The following is a 15,403-nucleotide window of genomic DNA, read 5'->3' on the forward strand; positions in this document are numbered from 1 at the left end:
GCCCTTATCCGATGTTCGACAGTTTCAGCAGGTGGCGCAGGTCGTTGAGCAGATCCTTACCCTTTACGTTCGGGCCGTAGCGCAGCACGAGGTTGCCGTGTGGATCGATGATCCACAGCTGCGGCGTGGCCTTGTCGCCAGTCGTCTTGCTGAGCACTGCGGCATCCAGCGGATAGCGTTGCAGCTGCGGGTATTCGCGGGTCAGTTTGGCGTCGTAATCACTGTTCAGCGGCTGCGCGGCGGCGAGGGCATGGGTGGCACGCCCGGCCTCACGACCGAGGCCGATCTGGATCTGCCGCGCCAGATACACCAACTGCTGGCAATCCACCGAGCAGTCCTTGGGCGCGGTCACCAGCATCTGCCAGCGCTGTTCATCGGCTTGCACGCCGAGGTCGGCACGGGTCTGGCCGTTGCCGAGCAGTTCACCGTGATAGCTGCGACCTTCCGGCACCCAGAACTGCAATTTGTACATGCCGGTGGCGAGCAGCATCGGGCCGACCACGCCGAGCACGATCAACAGCAATTGAATGCGACCGCGCCGGCGACTGACCGGCGCTTTGGCTTCAGACATGCTGGGTGGATTCATGGCTGTTCCCATGGTGTTTCTCCTTAGCGTTGTGCCAGCCGAGATAGAGGTAGAGCCCGAGCAGGGCAATGCTCATGGCGAACCACTGCACGGCGTAACCGAGGTGTTTTTCCGGGCCCATCGCGACCACCGGCCAATCGGCCTGATAACTGGCCGGGCCGGGTTCGGCACGCAATTCATAGGCGTAGCCGTCGCGCCCGAGGGTTTTCCACAGCATGGCCGGCTCGACGGCGGTGATGGTTTGCGGCCAGATCTGGCTGGTCGGGTCGGCGTGCAACTGGAAAGTCGCGCCGGGGGCGACGTAGACCCAGGCGTCGATATTCAGCGATGCGGTTGGCGTGCTGAATTGCGGCGGTACGCGGCGATCCGGCCATGGCAGCCAGCCGCGATTGACCAGCAGCCATAAGCCGCTGCGCTGATCCTGAAACGGTTGCAGCAACTCGACTCCGACCTTGCCGTCGCGCTGGCGGTTGTCGAGCAGCAAGCTGTGCGAGGCATCGAACTGGCCCTGCAGATGCACGCGGCGATAGGCCGGGTCGGCGCTGGTCAGTAATTCGCTGCTGGCCATCGGCGCGGCGGCGCGGCGTTCGGTGTAAGTGGCGAGCAGGGCGGTTTTCTCCGCGCCACGGCCCATTTGCCAGAAGCCCAGCGACACCAGCAGCGGCAGCAACAACGCCACCACCACGGTCGGAATCACACCCGGGCGAAAGCGCTTCATGCTTGCGCCACAAAGTCAGTCGTCGCGATCGCTATACTCAACTGCATCGCCTGTCCCCCGGAGTCTTCCCATGCTCAAAACAGCTATCGTCCTGATGCTGATTGCCACGGTGATCAGCCTGTTCAGCGGCCTGTTTTTCCTGGTCAAGGACGACAGCAGCTCGAATCGTCTGGTCATCGCCTTGAGTGTTCGGGTGGCATTGGCCGCTGCAACCGTCGGCTTGATCACCTGGGGTTTCTACAGCGGCCAATTGGTGTCGCACGCGCCTTTTTAGCGCTGCCTCAGAGCACGTAAACGAAGATGAACAAGCCGATCCACACCACGTCGACGAAGTGCCAATACCAGCTCGCCGCTTCAAAGCCGAACTGATGCTCGTTGTCGAAGTGGCCCTTCATGATCCGCATCAGCATCACAAACAGAATGATCGTGCCGATGGTCACGTGGGCGCCGTGGAAACCGGTGAGCATGAAGAACGTCGCGCCATAGATGCCCGAACCCAGGGTCAGGCCCAGCTCCTTATAAGCGTGAATGTATTCTTCGGCCTGGAAGCCGAGGAATGCGCAGCCCAGCAGCACAGTGATCGCCAGCCAGATTTTCAGCGCGCCGCGATGGCCTTTCTTCAGCGCATGGTGGGCGATGGTGATGGTCACGCTGGAGCTGACCAGCAGAATCGTGTTGATCAGCGGCAGACCCCACGGGCTGATGACATCCTTGGCCGGCGGGAACAGTTTCGGATCCGGCGTGTTCAGCAGCGGCCAGGTGAACTGAAAATTTGGCCAAAGCATGTGCGCGACCCCTTTGGGCCCTTCACCCCCGAGTGCCGGGCCGGAAATGTGCCGCACGTAGAACAGCGCACCGAAGAAAGCGACGAAGAACATCACCTCGGAAAAGATGAACCAGCTCATGCCCCAGCGGAACGAGCGGTCCAGCTGCGCGCTGTATAGCCCCGCGCGGCTTTCCTTGATCACCGTGCCGAACCAGCCGAACAGCATGTACGCCACCAGCAGGCCACCGACGAAAAAGATCAGCGGGCCGTGGGATTCCGGGCGCGCTGCCTTCAGATCGTTGAACCAGACGGCCAGGCCGTACACGGTGACCAACATCCCGATCGTGGCGATGATCGGCCACTTGCTCTGGGCCGGAACGTAATAGTGCTCATGAGTTGCCATTTATTGTTCTCCTTATCGGGCACGCTAACCGCCAGTGTTTACAGCCACCGGTGGATGTCGGGCGGTGATATCGAACAGCGTGTAGGACAGCGTCAGGTGCTTCACTTCCTTGGGCATGTCGCGGTCAACAATGAACCGCACCGGCATCTCGATCTGTTGCCCGGGCTGCAGCACCTGCTGGGTAAAGCAAAAGCATTCGGTCTTGTGGAAATACGCCGCGGCATTACTCGGCGCGATGCTGGGTACGGCTTGCGCACTCATCGGTTTGTCGGTGGGGTTGCGGGCGATGAAGATCATCTCGTTGACCGCGCCGGGGTTGGCCGTGAGTTCGTCATGCTTGGGATAGAACTCCCACGGCATGTCGGCAGTGTTGGTCGACAGAAACTGCACGCGCACCTGGCGCGAGGTATCGACCACCTGCTCACCCTCGTACTGGCCGCCGGTCTTGCCGTTGATGCCGAAGGCTTTGCACATCACGTCATAGATCGGCACCAGGGCAAACCCGAAAATGAACATCGCGACCACCACTCCGAGCAGGCGGGTGACGAGTTTTTTCAGCGAGATCGAGTCAGCCATGGTTCATGCCCTCACCACCCAACTTTATGGGCATCGGTGATGCTTTTGTGGCGAGGGGATTTATCCCCGATCGGCTGCGCAGCAGTCGTAAACCCGGCGCATGCGGTATGCCTGATCCATCGTGGTCGCAGGTTTTGGGGCTGCTTCGCAGCCCATCGGGGATAAATCCCCTCGCCACAGGAGATCTGTGTGCGGCCTTAGGGAATCTGTGTGCTTGCACAGGTTTCTCACTGGTCTTCACAGCGGGTTGGCGTTTCATTTCACTTCCGGCGGTGTGCTGAAGGTGTGATACGGCGCCGGCGACGGCACGCTCCACTCCAGACCTTCGGCGCCATCCCACGGTTTGGCCGGTGCCGGTACGCCGCCACGGATGGTCTTGATGACGATGAAGAGGAAGAAGATCTGCGTGGCGCCGAACATGAATGCACCGATCGAGGAGACCATGTTGAAATCGGCGAATTGCAGGTTGTAGTCCGGAATCCGTCGCGGCATGCCCGCCAGCCCGACAAAGTGCATCGGGAAGAAGGTCAGGTTCATGCCGACGAACGACAGCCAGAAATGCAGCTTGCCGAGGGTTTCGTCGTACATGTGCCCGGTCCATTTCGGCAGCCAGTAATACGCCGAGGCGAAGATCCCGAAGATCGCCCCCGGCACCAGCACATAGTGGAAGTGCGCGACCACGAAATAGGTGTCCTGATACTGGAAGTCCGCCGGGGCAATGGCCAGCATCAGCCCGGAGAATCCGCCAATGGAGAACAGGATCACGAACGCCACGGCAAACAGCATCGGCGTCTCGAAGGTCATCGAGCCTTGCCACATGGTGCTGGCCCAGTTGAACACTTTCACCCCGGTCGGCACCGCGATCAGCATCGTTGCGTACATGAAGAACAGCTCGCCCACCAACGGAATGCCGACCACGAACATGTGGTGCGCCCAGACGATAAACGACAGGAACGCGATGCTCGCCGTGGCGTAGACCATCGAGGTGTAGCCGAACAGCGGTTTGCGGGCGAAGGCCGGGATGATCTGGCTGACGGCGCCGAAGGCCGGCAGGATCATGATGTACACCTCGGGATGACCGAAGAACCAGAACACATGCTGGAACAACACCGGGTCACCGCCACCGGCAGCACTGAAGAAACTGGTGCCGAAGTGGATGTCCATCAGCATCATCGTCACGCACCCGGCCAGCACCGGCATCACCGCGATCAGCAGGAACGCGGTGATCAGCCAGGTCCAGACGAACAGCGGCATTTTCATCAACGTCATGCCGGGGGCGCGCAGGTTGAGGATGGTCGCGACCACGTTGATCGCGCCCATGATCGAGCTGATGCCCATCAGGTGAATGGCGAAGATGAAGAACGTCACGCTCTCAGGTGCGTAAGTCGTCGAGAGCGGTGCGTAAAACGTCCAGCCGAAATTAGGCCCGCCACCGGGGCTGAACAGGGTCGAGACCAGCAGCAGGAACGCCGCCGGCAGCAGCCAGAAGCTGAAATTGTTCATGCGCGGCAGGGCCATGTCCGGCGCGCCGATCATCAACGGGATCATCCAGTTGGCGAGGCCGACGAACGCCGGCATCACCGCACCGAACACCATCACCAAACCGTGCATGGTGGTCATCTGGTTGAAGAACGCCGGTTCGACGATCTGCAAACCCGGCTGGAACAACTCGGCGCGGATCACCATGGCGAACGAGCCGCCGAGCAGGAACATGCAGAACGCAAACCACAGGTACAGCGTGCCGATGTCCTTGTGGTTGGTGGTCAGCACCCAGCGCATCAGGCCTTTGGCCGGGCCGTGGGCGTGGTCGGCGTGACCGTGGTCATCGATGACAGCGCTCATGGCCGGTCTCCTTCAAGCGAGTGGACGGGGCAGGCCGGGGCGCGGAGCCCTGACCGATTCACGAAGTACGCAATAGACCGGCTCATTTGCTTTCCGCCTGTTTCAGCTCCAGCACTTCTTTTGGCGTCACCATGTCGCCCTTGTTGTTGCCCCACGCGTTACGTTCGTAGGTCACGACGGCGGCGATATCGACTTCCGACAACTGCTTGCCGAACGCCGCCATGGCGGTGCCGGGTTTGCCGTGGAAGACGATGCTCAGGTGATCCTTGATCGGGCCGGTGGCGATTTTCGAGCCCTTGAGCGCCGGGAACATCGGCGGCAGGCCTTGGCCTTCAGCCTGGTGACAGGCGACGCAAGTGGTGTGATAGACCTTGTCGCCGCGCTCCTTGAGCTCGTCGAGGGTCCATTCCTTGCTGGTCAGCTCTTTAAGCTGCGCGGCTTCGGCCTTGCGCTCGGCGAGCCAGGTTTCGTAGTCGGCCTTATCCTTGACCTCGACCACGATCGGCATGAAGCCGTGATCCTTGCCGCACAGTTCGGCGCACTGGCCACGGTAGAGGCCGGGCTTGTCGACGCGGGTCCAGGCTTCGTTGACGAATCCCGGAATCGCATCGCGTTTGACCGCAAAGGCCGGCACCCACCAGGAGTGGATCACGTCAGCGGAGGTGACGAGGAAGCGCACCTTGGCGCCGGTCGGCAGCACCAATGGCTTGTCGACCTCAAGCAGGTAATGCTCGCCCTTGGCTTCCTTGTTGTGGATCTGTTCGGCGGGGGTGGCCAGGTTGCTGAAGAATTCGACGTCCTGGCCCAGATATTTGTAATGCCACTTCCACTGATACCCGGTGACCTGGATATCGATATCCGGCTCACTGCTGTCGTACATCTTGATCAGGGTGGCGGTCGCCGGCACGGCCATCGCTACCAGAATCAGCAGCGGCACGATGGTCCACATGATTTCGACGCCGGTGCTTTCGTGGAATTTTGCGGCGACCTGCCCGGTAGAACGGCGGTGCACCATCATCGACCAGAACATGGCGCCGAAGACGATGACCCCGATCACCACACAGATCCAGAAAATGGTCATGTGCAGGTCGAATACTGCGTGACTGATTTCAGTCGCTCCAGGCGCCATATTTACAGTCCAGGCCGCGTTGGCCGGGCTGAAAATCGACCACAACAGGAGGCCCATCCAGACGTGTGGATGTCGCATCATTGCGGGTTCCCCTTATCGTTCTTGTTATCCCGCCGGCTTTCGCCTGCGGCAAGGGAGCGGCTGCATCAGACTACGAACTTGAATCGCCGAGCCTTGCTGCGGGTGCAGTCGGGCGTCATCAGCTAACTCCATTCACTGGCGAGTATAGACAGCGACTGGAAATTGCAATGTGAGGACGTAAATGATCTGAAACAGCGAAGACTTGCGTTCAAGGGCAGGAATGGAGAAGGATGCAGACGAGTGGTGGCAAATCGATATAACGCAGATGCATCAAGGATGAAATAATTATGACAAATGCGTCTTAGCATTTTTCGTAAGCCAGCTAACTTATGTCTTCCCTATTTCATTGCCTTGTTCCCTGGAGTTTTCATGAACACCGCCGCATTGCGCGAGCAGATCCAAAAAGCCCAACAGCACGAGAAAGAAACCGGCCTGCTGACCCGTCAGCTGGAAAGCAAGCTGCCTCATTTACACCCGGCGATCCAATTGCCGGAAGCCGACGCCAATGGTGTGCTGACGCGTTTTGTCGCCGCCTACATTGATGAAGTACCGGACTTGCTGGATGCAGCCAATGAAGTCGCCAGGGAAGCGGGCATCGAATCGCAGATCAAACCGGTGCTGAAAATCGCCGAGCAGTACTTCCTCCAGCCGCCAGCCATCATGGCCGGGCACGTTGGTCTGGACAGCCTGCTGGACGAAGCCTACCTGGCGCACCGTTTTGTCGAAGAGGTCAACGACCTGTACATCAAGCATTTCGGCCAGCCACTGATCCCCTTGGACATGACGGTCGCCAACTTGATTGCTCACCAGTTGATCGGTGAGGAATTTGCCAACCAACTGGACGAAGCGGTGCATCACGCCATCGACGAGATGCTCAACGACGAAAGCTTTGCGCTGGAATCGGTAGAGATCTACCGCGAAAAACTCAGCAGCCCGGAGACGGGTGCGGCGTGGAAACGCTGGCCGTGCATGGGTCGCCGCCTGGGTGTGGGCCTGGAGCTGGATCAGCCCGCTGCCTGAACCTTAAAAGATCGCAGCCTCCGGCAGCTCCTACATGAGAGGGTATTTCACCCTGTAGGAGCTGCCGAAGGCTGCGATCTTTTGATCCTAAGCGGCTGAGCCAATCCCGGTGTTTGTGCGAACCCTGCCTTCAAGCCTGCGCTTCAACCCTCGCGACTCGATCACCAGCTTCGAGCCCTTCGCCGCATTCGCCCGGCCCCATTCTTCCAGCAACTCCAGACACGAATGGTCGATGTAGCTCAGGTTATTGAGCGGCACATGCACCGTCGAGCCTGCTGGAATCGTACCCAGCACCTGGGTCAGCGCCGGTACTTTGAGGAACGTCGCTGCGCCGATCAGACGTAACTCCATTTCCCCTTCCGGCGGCAGGTCGATCAAGCTGATCTTCAGTCGTGATGCCTTGAAGGCCAGTTTCACCAGCGTCAGACCAAAACCGATCAGCACACCGGTCAGCAGGTCAGTGAAGATGATCGCCAGCGCCGTCGCAGCGTAAGTGAACATCGGCATCCGGCCATAACGCCGCAGCCCACGAAACGCTTTGAGATCCACCAGTTTGAAACCGGTATACACCAACACACCCGCCAGACTCGCCACCGGAATGCTTTGCAGCACACTCGACAGCAACAGCACGAACGCCAGCAGCCACAGACCATGGAAGATCGTCGAGTAACGCGTGGTCGCACCGGCCTGGACGTTGGCCGAACTGCGCACGATCACCCCGGTCATCGGCAGTGCGCCGAGCAGACCGCAGAGCATGTTGCCGACACCTTGCGCCGACAGTTCGCGGTCGAAGTCCGAACGCACGCCATTGTGCATGCGATCTACCGCGGCGGCCGACAACAGGGTTTCCGCGCTGGCGATAAACGCCACGGCGAACGCGGCGATCAGCAGCGTCGGGTCGGCCAGACTGAGCAGGTCCGCCGGTTTCAACCAGTCGATGGCTTCCGCCAGATTCGCCGGCACCTCCACCCGTTTGACCTGCAATGCCAGCAGCAGACTGGCGCCAGTGGCCAGGCCAACACCGAGCAATGCGCCGGGGACGAATCGCAGCGAGTGCGGGCGGAATTTTTCCCACAGCCACATCACTGCAATCGTCGACAGCCCGAGCAATCCAGCCTGCCAGCCGAACGACGGCAAGGCCTGCGCCACCGCCGCTGGGAATGCCGTGAGGTTATCCAGCCCGGAAGGTTTCGGCGAAGCATCGAGCATCACATGCACCTGTGACAGCACGATCAATACGCCAATCCCGGCCAACATGCCGTAGACCACCGCTGGCGCCGTGACCCGAAACCAGCAGCCGAGCTTCAGTCGCCCGGCCACCAGTTGCAGGAAACCAGCGAGCAGCAAAATCGGCCCAAGCATCTCGATACCGTGCTGGCGCACCAGTTCGAACACCAAAACCGCCAGACCCGCCGCCGGCCCGCTGACCTGTAGCGGCGAACCCGCCAGCCAACCCACCACCAGACCACCGATGATGCCGGTGATCAGACCTTTTGCTGGCGGCAACCCTGAAGCGATTGCAATGCCCATGCACAACGGCAGGGCGACCAAAAACACAACCACGGATGCGAGCAGCTCCCGTGGCAACACAGCTTTCAATTGAGCAGCACGCATGGTGATTCTCCCGAAGTTTTCTTCAGGCGTGGCGAGGCCGGGCCGCTGAAACAGCGGCCGGCGTCAAACCACACAGATTGTCAGGAAGATTTAGAAGCGCGCTTTGGGCGTCGCCACCGGAATCGGATGGCTGCCATCGAGCGGCAGGAAACGTCCCTGATCCGCGTCGTAAGCTTTGATTTCGCTGGTTTCGATGTTGTAGACCCAGCCATGGATGAACAGCTGACCGTTCGCCATGCGTGAGGCTACCGAAGGATGGGTACGCAAGTGCTGCAATTGGGCGATGACGTTTTCCTCGGTGAGGATCGGCATGCTTTCTTTTTCGTCGGCGCAGTTACAGTTTTCATGCACCATGGTTTTCGCGACTTCGGCGTGGCGCAACCAGGCTTTGACGGTCGGCATTTTTTCCAGGCTGTCGGGGTTGAGTACCGCACGCATGGCGCCGCAATCGGAGTGGCCGCAGATGATGATGTGCTGCACGCCCAGCGCCAGTACCGCGTATTCGATGGCGGTGGAAACGCCGCCGTTCATCTGGCCGTACGGTGGCACGACATTGCCGACGTTACGGGTCACGAACAGATCGCCCGGTGAGCTGTGGGTGATCAGCTCGGGAACGATGCGCGAGTCGGCGCAGGTGATGAACATCGCCTTGGGCGCTTGGGCCGTGGCGAGTTTCTTGAAGAGTTCTTCCTGCTGCGGGAAGACCTCATGATGAAAATGCAAAAAGCCGTCTACGATCTGTCGCAGCGCTGCATCGGCGGAATCCGCTTCTGGGGTTTGCGCCGACGCAGCCAGCGGCTGTTTATCCTTGTCACTCATGATTCATCCTCTTAGGCGGATTCAGGGAGTCTTGCCCCGGTATTCCGGTATGAAGCCAGTGGCTGTTTAAAACATCCGGGTCATCCCGACCCGTCAGTCACTCGATGAACAAGGTAGCCGCCGAAACTTAACTCAAACTGAATCAAACGCTCTAGAACGTGTGTTCCAGGTCACAAAAAACGTGACTGAGGATTTCGACGGAAGGATTCCAACCCCTCAACCATAAGCCAATTGTCGCTAAATCAGCGACATCTGGCGACCCGGCGGACAGAAGGCAGTGCAATCGAGGTTATAGCCCTCGCGATGGTTGAGACCCAGACGCTTGATCGCCTTGGCAAAACGCTGGGCGAGCAGATCGGCGAACGGGCCTTCACCGCGCATGCGAGCGCCGAAACGGCTGTCGTAGAGCTCGCCGCCACGGCTTTGGCGGATCAGGCTCAGCACATGCGCCGCCCTTTGTGGATAGTGCGCTTGCAGCCATTCCTCAAACAACGGCGCCACCTCCAGCGGCAGGCGCAACATCATGTACGCAGCGCTTTGCGCACCGGCGGCGTGGGCCTCGGTGAGCAGGCTTTCGATCTCGCTGTCGTTGATCATCGGAATCATCGGTGAACACAGCACCCCGACCGGAATGCCCGCTTCGCGCATCACCCGGATCGCCCGCAACCGCGCCTTGGGCGCTGCGGCGCGCGGTTCGAGGATGCGTTTGAGTTCGTCGTCCAGCGTCGTGAGGCTGATCATCACGGCCACCAGCCGTTGCTGCGCCAATTCGGTCAACAGATCGAGATCGCGCAGGATCAGTGAGCCCTTGGTGACGATGGTTACCGGATGCCGATAACGCAAAAGCACTTCGAGGATCTGACGGGTGATCTTGTGTTCGCGTTCGATGGGCTGATAAGGATCAGTGTTGGAGCCCAGATTGATTGGCGCGCATTCATAGCCACGGTTGCTCAGTTGCTCTTCCAGCACTTGCGCAGCGTTGGTCTTGGCGATCAGCTTCGTTTCAAAGTCCAGCCCGGGCGACATGTCCCAATAGGCGTGGCTGGGCCGTGCGTAGCAATAGATGCAGCCATGCTCGCAGCCGCGATAGGGATTGATCGAGCGATCAAACGGCAGGTCAGGCGAGGTGTTGCGGGTGATGATGGTTTTTGCGGTTTCGATCATCACCTCGGTGTTTTGCGTCTCAGGCACTTCCTGATACCAGCCGTCGTCCTCGGCCACCGAGCTGTTCGGTGCGAAGCGGTTGTGCGGGTTGGTCGCGGTACCGCGACCGCGTGGGGGGAGAGGGCTGGTCATCGCGCGAATCTCATGTCTGTATATGCATACAGTATATGAGCAGGGCCTGGACGATCCAGTACCGTTCGGCTCTGGAGCTCATTCGCGGCTTGCTCCTGCTATTCGCTTTGTAATTTATATAAATAGCTGTAACTAGAGACAATCCGAGAAACATATGTGCCGTTGTGAAGGAAAGTTATCAAATATAGTCTTCGAAACTTGCAGGCATTGAAGCCTGTGTATTTATTTAAAGGATCTAATTTATGTCGTTTCTCAATCAGCGTGGTGTTTTTCTACAAATGATGCCGCCGAGCCAATCTGAGCCCAACACTATTGTTTCGTTGCAACTGGCCCGCAAGGAACTGGGCTGGAATGCCGAGGAAGAATTATCGACCGAGGCATTGGTCGATTCGATTTATGTTATCGCCGTATCAAGCGATCGCGGCAAGACCTTCACCATCCGCACAGACAAGAAAGATGTGGACGGCGATGGTGATGTTGATAGTGATGACAAGGCCAAGTTAGTAGCGCTGGCCAAGGCTTATGTGAGTATCGTCAATCCTTGAATGGCTTCTTGCAACATTGGTCATTACGACAACTTTCAACAAAAACCCTGCATGAATGATTCATGCAGGGTTTTAAATTTTTAGTTGTGGCTAGTTACCTGGCCAAGATCATCACCAGACGTTGTTTTCATATCGTCGGTGCGTAGTCCTGCGACGTCTTTGGCCGAGACCGGTGCGCCTTTATTACCCCAACTACCCCGAATAAAGCTCACCACATCCGCGACTTCCTGATCCGATAACCGCCAGGCAAAACCAGGCATGGTAAAAGTTGAAGGCGCGGTGTGCGTCGCCGGCAATGTACCGCCCTTGAGCACGATGTGGATCAGCGAGGTCGGGTCTTCCGATTGCAGCACCGGATTGCCCGCCAGCGCCGGGAACACGCGGGTGTAGCCGTGGCCGTCGGTACGATGGCACGCCGCGCAGTTGTCGATGTACACCGACGCACCGCGCTGGCTGTCGTCGCCGTTCCACAGGGCTTTGGTGGCTGTCGCGTCGTATTGGTGTGGCTGATCGTTCGGATCATTGGCCGGCAACGATTTGAGGTAGCGCGCAATCGCGGTCAGGTCGGCGTCGGTCATGTATTGCATGCTGTGGGTGACCACGTCGCTCATGCCGCCGAACACGGCGCTGCGATCACTGCGGCCGGTCTTGAGGAATTGCACCAGTTGCTCCTCGCTCCAGCTGCCGAGACCATCCTTGTGATCGCCACGCAAACTCTTGGCGATCCAGCCTTCCAGCGGCGCACTGCCAGCCAGAAATTGGCTGCCATCGGCCGCACTCAGGGATTTTTCCTGCATGGTCAGGGCACGTGGCGTATGGCAGGCGCCGCAATGTCCTAGGCCTTCGACCAGATACGCCCCACGGTCGATGACCGGATCGTCCGACAAGGCTTTGTAGTCCTCGACCTTCGGCGCAAACATCCAGCGCCAGCCCATCAGCGGCCAACGCATGCTCAACGGCCATGGAATGTCGCTGGCCTTGTTCTCTTGCGCGACGGGTTCCACGCCGTGCATGAAGTACGCGTACAACGCTTTCATGTCGGTTTCGCTGACACGGGCGTAGGACGGATACGGCATCGCCGGGTACAACGTACTACCGTTTTTGGCGACGCCATGACGCACAGCCTGATCAAAGTCCTCGAAGCTGTAATCACCCACGCCGGTTTTATCCGGGGTGATATTGGTCGAGTAGATCGTGCCGATCGGCGTTTCCATTGGCAGGCCCCCGGCGAACGGCTTGCCGTTTTTCGCGGTGTGGCATGCCACGCAGTCACCGGCGCGGGACAGATATTCACCCTGTTTGATCAAGGATTGATCGACTTCAGCCGCTTGCAAAGCAGCACTGCCGAGCAGGGCCAGGGTCGCGATAACAAAATTCTTCATGGTCATCGCTCCTTAAGCCTGAACCAGCGGGCCGGGGTTTTTCAGGTATTGCTCGCGGATCGCCTTCGCCGACCAATAGGTCAACGCAGCGACCAGGCCGGTCGGGTTGTAGCCCAGTCCTTGCGGGAATGCCGAGGCGCCCGGCACGAAGACGTTGTGCACATCCCAGCTCTGCAGGTAACGGTTCAACGCGCTCTTCTTCGGATCGGTGCCCATGATCGCGCCACCGTTGAGGTGGGTGGTCTGGTACGACGCGGTGTTGAAGTGGTCGCCGACTTTCTTGCCGATCACCGCAATGGCTTTCGGGCCCATAGCTTCGGCGACCTTGCCCATTTTCTCGACCATGAAGCGGTTCATCTTGATGTCGTTTTCCTGCCAGTCGAAGGTCATGCGCAGCAGCGGCAAGCCGTAGGCATCGCGGTACACCGGATCGAGATCGAGGTAGTTACCTCTGTAGGATTGATGCGCGCCGTGGGCGTCCATCGACACCTGGTGGGTGTAGTAATCGGCGGTCGCGCGTTTCCAGGCGCTGCCCCAGGCTGGCGTGCCCGGCGGGTTCGAGGTGCCCGCAATCGGTCGGCTACCGGCCTGGTTGACCCACATCGGCGAGCCGCCGACGAAGCCGTGCGGGCCGTGGTCGAAGTTGTCGGCGTTGAAATCATCCAGCGCCACACCGTTGCCGCCGGCCCCGATGAAGTTGTTGGTGTGCGTGTCCTTGTCGAAGAACGCCTTGATCGTCGCCATGTTCTGGTAAGCGAAGTTGCGCCCGACCACGCCTTCGCCGCTGATCGGGTCGTACGGCTTGCCTATACCGGAGAGCAGCATCAGTCGCACGTTGTGCAACTGGAACGCGCCGAGTATCACCAGATCCGCCGGTTGCTCGATCTCCCGGCCTTGCGCGTCGATGTAGGTGACGCCAGTGGCTTTGGTTTTGCTGCTGTCGAGATTGACCCGCAGCACATGGGCGTTGGCCCGCAGCTCGAAATTCGGCAACGGTTTGAGCGCCGGCAGAATGTTCACGTTCGGCGAGGCTTTGGAATACATGTAGCAAACGTAACCGCTGCAAAATCCGCAGAAGTTGCACGGACCCATCTGCGCGCCGTAGGGATTGGTGTAAGGCCCTGAAGTATTTGCCGAAGGCAGGTTGTAGGGTTTGTAACCGACTTCTGTAGCCGCTTTGCCGAACAGCTGTGCGGAAACCGTGTTCTTCTGCGCTTCCAGCGGGAAGTGGTTCGAACGATCCGGTGCGTAGGGGTTGCCACCCTTGCCCTGTCCGACCAGTTGACCTTTCACCGTCCAGGCCTGGCCCGAGGTACCGAAGACTTTTTCGGCGTAATCGAAAAACGGCTCCAGCTCTTCATAGCTGACGCCGAAGTCCTGGATGGTCATGTCTTTGGGGATGAAGCTTTTGCCGTAGCGTTCTTCGTAGTGGCTGCGCATACGCAGCTCGATCGGATCGACGCGAAAGTGCACGCCCGACCAGTGCAGCCCGGCGCCACCAACGCCATTGCCCGGCAGGAACGCACCCAACTGGCGGTTCGGCAGGGCGATGTCGTTGACGCTGTGGCGAATGGTGACGGTCTCTTTGGAGATGTCCTGAAAGAGTTTTTTCCGAACGCTGTAGGTGAGTTCGTCGATCACCTGCGGATAGTTGCCGTCGGGGTAAGTGTCCTGCATCGGCCCGCGCTCCAGCGCCAGCACATTCAGACCCGCTTCGGTCAGTTCCTTGGCCATGATTGCACCGGTCCAGCCAAAACCGACGATCACTGCGTCGACCTTCTTCATTACGGTTGCCATGCTTACGCCCTCTCGCCGCGAATCGAAACTGCCGGGAAGGGGTATTGCTCGTTGCGTTCCACCCAATCCATGAAATCGGCGCGGGCGCCGGGGAAGCCGATCATGGTCCAGCCGACCATGCCTTTGTTGCCGCCGTGGATCGGGTCGCAGAAGAACCCTTCCTTGGTGTTTTGCAGCAGCAGATTGAAGAAAATCTTCGCCGGAACGCTATCGAACTGCGGTTTTCCGGCTTCCAGTTGCTTGAGCAAATCGTCTCGGGTAGCGCTGTCTTGATCGGCAAATGTTTTACCGTTGAGGGCTTTTGTCCACTGATCCGTGGCGGCGATGCCAAGGCGATAGATCTCTTTTGGGACCAATTTGCTCTGCCAGCCCATCTCCGGCGCCGCTTCAGCGTTGAACGGACCCTGCATGTACCAAAGGGCTCCGGCAGCGTAGGGCGTGTTCATCTGACGATCGATGTATTCCGGCACACCGGCTTCGATCGCGCCTGGGCCTTGGGCATCGGCGGGAATCAATTGCGCCACGGCGGCATTGATGAACGCCCATTCTTCAGCGGTGAAATAGCTCGGCTGATAAACGCCAGCGTCAGCGCGCGCCGGTTGCGCCGCGGCTGTTGCCGGTGCGGCTTCAGGCGCGGCTTGCAGGACACTGCTGCCCAGACCGGTGCCGGCCAGGGTGACCACCGGAATCAGGGTCAGGGATTTGCGTAAAAACTCACGCCGCGGGTTGTCTCGATTCTCATCAGACATTGGGGTGCACCTCATCAGGCATCAAGATTGGGCAGCCGTTTCTGCGAACGGCTTGAGGATTTGCTGTCGCGACGCGGCCG

General features: G+C 59.3%; 15 protein-coding genes. 3 read left to right on the forward strand and 12 right to left on the reverse strand.

Annotated elements, in window-relative coordinates:
* Positions 1–4 precede the first annotated feature (4 nt).
* Both ACA061_RS00375 and ACA061_RS00380 read right to left on the reverse strand, forming a co-directional pair.
* Positions 5–598 (reverse strand): PA_0111/PP_0108 family redox-active disulfide protein, encoded by a 594-nt coding sequence (locus tag ACA061_RS00375; protein WP_497300365.1) that lies wholly within the window; start codon positions 596–598, stop codon positions 5–7.
* Positions 564–1,304, reverse strand: coding sequence for an SURF1 family protein (locus tag ACA061_RS00380; RefSeq protein WP_497300366.1), 741 nt, complete (start codon positions 1,302–1,304; stop codon positions 564–566). The genes ACA061_RS00375 and ACA061_RS00380 overlap by 35 nt, the downstream gene beginning before the upstream one ends.
* Positions 1,305–1,374: 70 nt before the next feature.
* Here ACA061_RS00380 and ACA061_RS00385 point away from each other — a divergent pair, with 70 nt between their 5' ends.
* The gene (locus tag ACA061_RS00385) at positions 1,375–1,578 is read left to right on the forward strand and encodes a twin transmembrane helix small protein (RefSeq protein WP_150617013.1); all 204 of its coding nucleotides are present in this window, start codon (positions 1,375–1,377) and stop codon (positions 1,576–1,578) included.
* A gap of 7 nt (positions 1,579–1,585) precedes the next feature.
* Here ACA061_RS00385 and ACA061_RS00390 read toward each other — a convergent pair whose 3' ends face one another.
* From ACA061_RS00390 to coxB, 4 genes are all read right to left on the reverse strand, one after another.
* Positions 1,586–2,473 (reverse strand): cytochrome c oxidase subunit 3, encoded by an 888-nt coding sequence (locus ACA061_RS00390; protein WP_042556972.1) that lies wholly within the window; start codon positions 2,471–2,473, stop codon positions 1,586–1,588.
* Positions 2,474–2,497: 24 nt separating this feature from the next.
* Entirely contained in the window at positions 2,498–3,049 is a 552-nt protein-coding gene (locus ACA061_RS00395) for a cytochrome c oxidase assembly protein (protein ID WP_150605091.1), read from the reverse strand.
* 255 nt (positions 3,050–3,304) lie between these two features.
* A complete protein-coding gene (gene ctaD / locus ACA061_RS00400) occupies positions 3,305–4,891 on the reverse strand; it encodes a cytochrome c oxidase subunit I (protein ID WP_150605092.1) in 1,587 nt (528 codons plus the stop codon).
* Between the two features lie 82 nt (positions 4,892–4,973).
* Positions 4,974–6,101, reverse strand: a complete 1,128-nt coding sequence (gene coxB, locus ACA061_RS00405) for a cytochrome c oxidase subunit II (protein WP_497300367.1) — start codon at positions 6,099–6,101, stop codon at positions 4,974–4,976.
* A gap of 369 nt (positions 6,102–6,470) precedes the next feature.
* Between coxB and ACA061_RS00410 the strand changes: the two genes are divergently transcribed.
* On the forward strand, positions 6,471–7,121 hold the full coding sequence (locus ACA061_RS00410; RefSeq protein WP_150605094.1) for a hypothetical protein: 651 nt from the start codon (positions 6,471–6,473) through the stop codon (positions 7,119–7,121).
* Positions 7,122–7,208: 87 nt separating this feature from the next.
* Here ACA061_RS00410 and ACA061_RS00415 read toward each other — a convergent pair whose 3' ends face one another.
* From ACA061_RS00415 to ACA061_RS00425, 3 genes are all read right to left on the reverse strand, one after another.
* Positions 7,209–8,735, reverse strand: coding sequence for a SulP family inorganic anion transporter (locus tag ACA061_RS00415; RefSeq protein ID WP_497300368.1), 1,527 nt, complete (start codon positions 8,733–8,735; stop codon positions 7,209–7,211).
* 90 nt (positions 8,736–8,825) lie between these two features.
* Positions 8,826–9,554, reverse strand: coding sequence for a carbonic anhydrase (locus ACA061_RS00420; protein ID WP_150605096.1), 729 nt, complete (start codon positions 9,552–9,554; stop codon positions 8,826–8,828).
* 237 nt (positions 9,555–9,791) lie between these two features.
* Positions 9,792–10,850 (reverse strand): PA0069 family radical SAM protein, encoded by a 1,059-nt coding sequence (locus ACA061_RS00425; RefSeq protein ID WP_497300369.1) that lies wholly within the window; start codon positions 10,848–10,850, stop codon positions 9,792–9,794.
* 242 nt (positions 10,851–11,092) lie between these two features.
* Between ACA061_RS00425 and ACA061_RS00430 the strand changes: the two genes are divergently transcribed.
* A complete protein-coding gene (locus tag ACA061_RS00430; RefSeq protein WP_210700774.1) occupies positions 11,093–11,395 on the forward strand; it encodes a hypothetical protein in 303 nt (100 codons plus the stop codon).
* Between the two features lie 80 nt (positions 11,396–11,475).
* Here the strand turns inward: ACA061_RS00430 and ACA061_RS00435 are convergent, their stop codons facing one another.
* From ACA061_RS00435 to ACA061_RS00445, 3 genes are read right to left on the reverse strand one after another with little or no spacing between them, the layout of a single operon-like run.
* On the reverse strand, positions 11,476–12,777 hold the full coding sequence (locus ACA061_RS00435) for a c-type cytochrome (RefSeq protein ID WP_497300370.1): 1,302 nt from the start codon (positions 12,775–12,777) through the stop codon (positions 11,476–11,478).
* 12 nt (positions 12,778–12,789) lie between these two features.
* Positions 12,790–14,574, reverse strand: a complete 1,785-nt coding sequence (locus tag ACA061_RS00440; protein ID WP_150605103.1) for a GMC family oxidoreductase — start codon at positions 14,572–14,574, stop codon at positions 12,790–12,792.
* Positions 14,575–14,576: 2 nt separating this feature from the next.
* A complete protein-coding gene (locus tag ACA061_RS00445; RefSeq protein WP_497300371.1) occupies positions 14,577–15,323 on the reverse strand; it encodes a gluconate 2-dehydrogenase subunit 3 family protein in 747 nt (248 codons plus the stop codon).
* Positions 15,324–15,403 lie beyond the last annotated feature (80 nt).

Source organism: Pseudomonas sp. LBUM1668 (assembly GCF_059695715.1).

What these genes read in the sequence shown, in the direction of transcription:
- ACA061_RS00375 (WP_497300365.1), bottom strand. Translation starts at nt 598, where the DNA reads ATGGGAACAGCCATGAATCCACCCAGCATGTCTGAAGCCAAAGCGCCG.
- ACA061_RS00380 (WP_497300366.1), bottom strand. Translation starts at nt 1,304, where the DNA reads ATGAAGCGCTTTCGCCCGGGTGTGATTCCGACCGTGGTGGTGGCGTTG.
- ACA061_RS00385 (WP_150617013.1), top strand. Translation starts at nt 1,375, where the DNA reads ATGCTCAAAACAGCTATCGTCCTGATGCTGATTGCCACGGTGATCAGC.
- ACA061_RS00390 (WP_042556972.1), bottom strand. Translation starts at nt 2,473, where the DNA reads ATGGCAACTCATGAGCACTATTACGTTCCGGCCCAGAGCAAGTGGCCG.
- ACA061_RS00395 (WP_150605091.1), bottom strand. Translation starts at nt 3,049, where the DNA reads ATGGCTGACTCGATCTCGCTGAAAAAACTCGTCACCCGCCTGCTCGGA.
- ctaD (WP_150605092.1), bottom strand. Translation starts at nt 4,891, where the DNA reads ATGAGCGCTGTCATCGATGACCACGGTCACGCCGACCACGCCCACGGC.
- coxB (WP_497300367.1), bottom strand. Translation starts at nt 6,101, where the DNA reads ATGATGCGACATCCACACGTCTGGATGGGCCTCCTGTTGTGGTCGATT.
- ACA061_RS00410 (WP_150605094.1), top strand. Translation starts at nt 6,471, where the DNA reads ATGAACACCGCCGCATTGCGCGAGCAGATCCAAAAAGCCCAACAGCAC.
- ACA061_RS00415 (WP_497300368.1), bottom strand. Translation starts at nt 8,735, where the DNA reads ATGCGTGCTGCTCAATTGAAAGCTGTGTTGCCACGGGAGCTGCTCGCA.
- ACA061_RS00420 (WP_150605096.1), bottom strand. Translation starts at nt 9,554, where the DNA reads ATGAGTGACAAGGATAAACAGCCGCTGGCTGCGTCGGCGCAAACCCCA.
- ACA061_RS00425 (WP_497300369.1), bottom strand. Translation starts at nt 10,850, where the DNA reads ATGACCAGCCCTCTCCCCCCACGCGGTCGCGGTACCGCGACCAACCCG.
- ACA061_RS00430 (WP_210700774.1), top strand. Translation starts at nt 11,093, where the DNA reads ATGTCGTTTCTCAATCAGCGTGGTGTTTTTCTACAAATGATGCCGCCG.
- ACA061_RS00435 (WP_497300370.1), bottom strand. Translation starts at nt 12,777, where the DNA reads ATGAAGAATTTTGTTATCGCGACCCTGGCCCTGCTCGGCAGTGCTGCT.
- ACA061_RS00440 (WP_150605103.1), bottom strand. Translation starts at nt 14,574, where the DNA reads ATGGCAACCGTAATGAAGAAGGTCGACGCAGTGATCGTCGGTTTTGGC.
- ACA061_RS00445 (WP_497300371.1), bottom strand. Translation starts at nt 15,323, where the DNA reads ATGTCTGATGAGAATCGAGACAACCCGCGGCGTGAGTTTTTACGCAAA.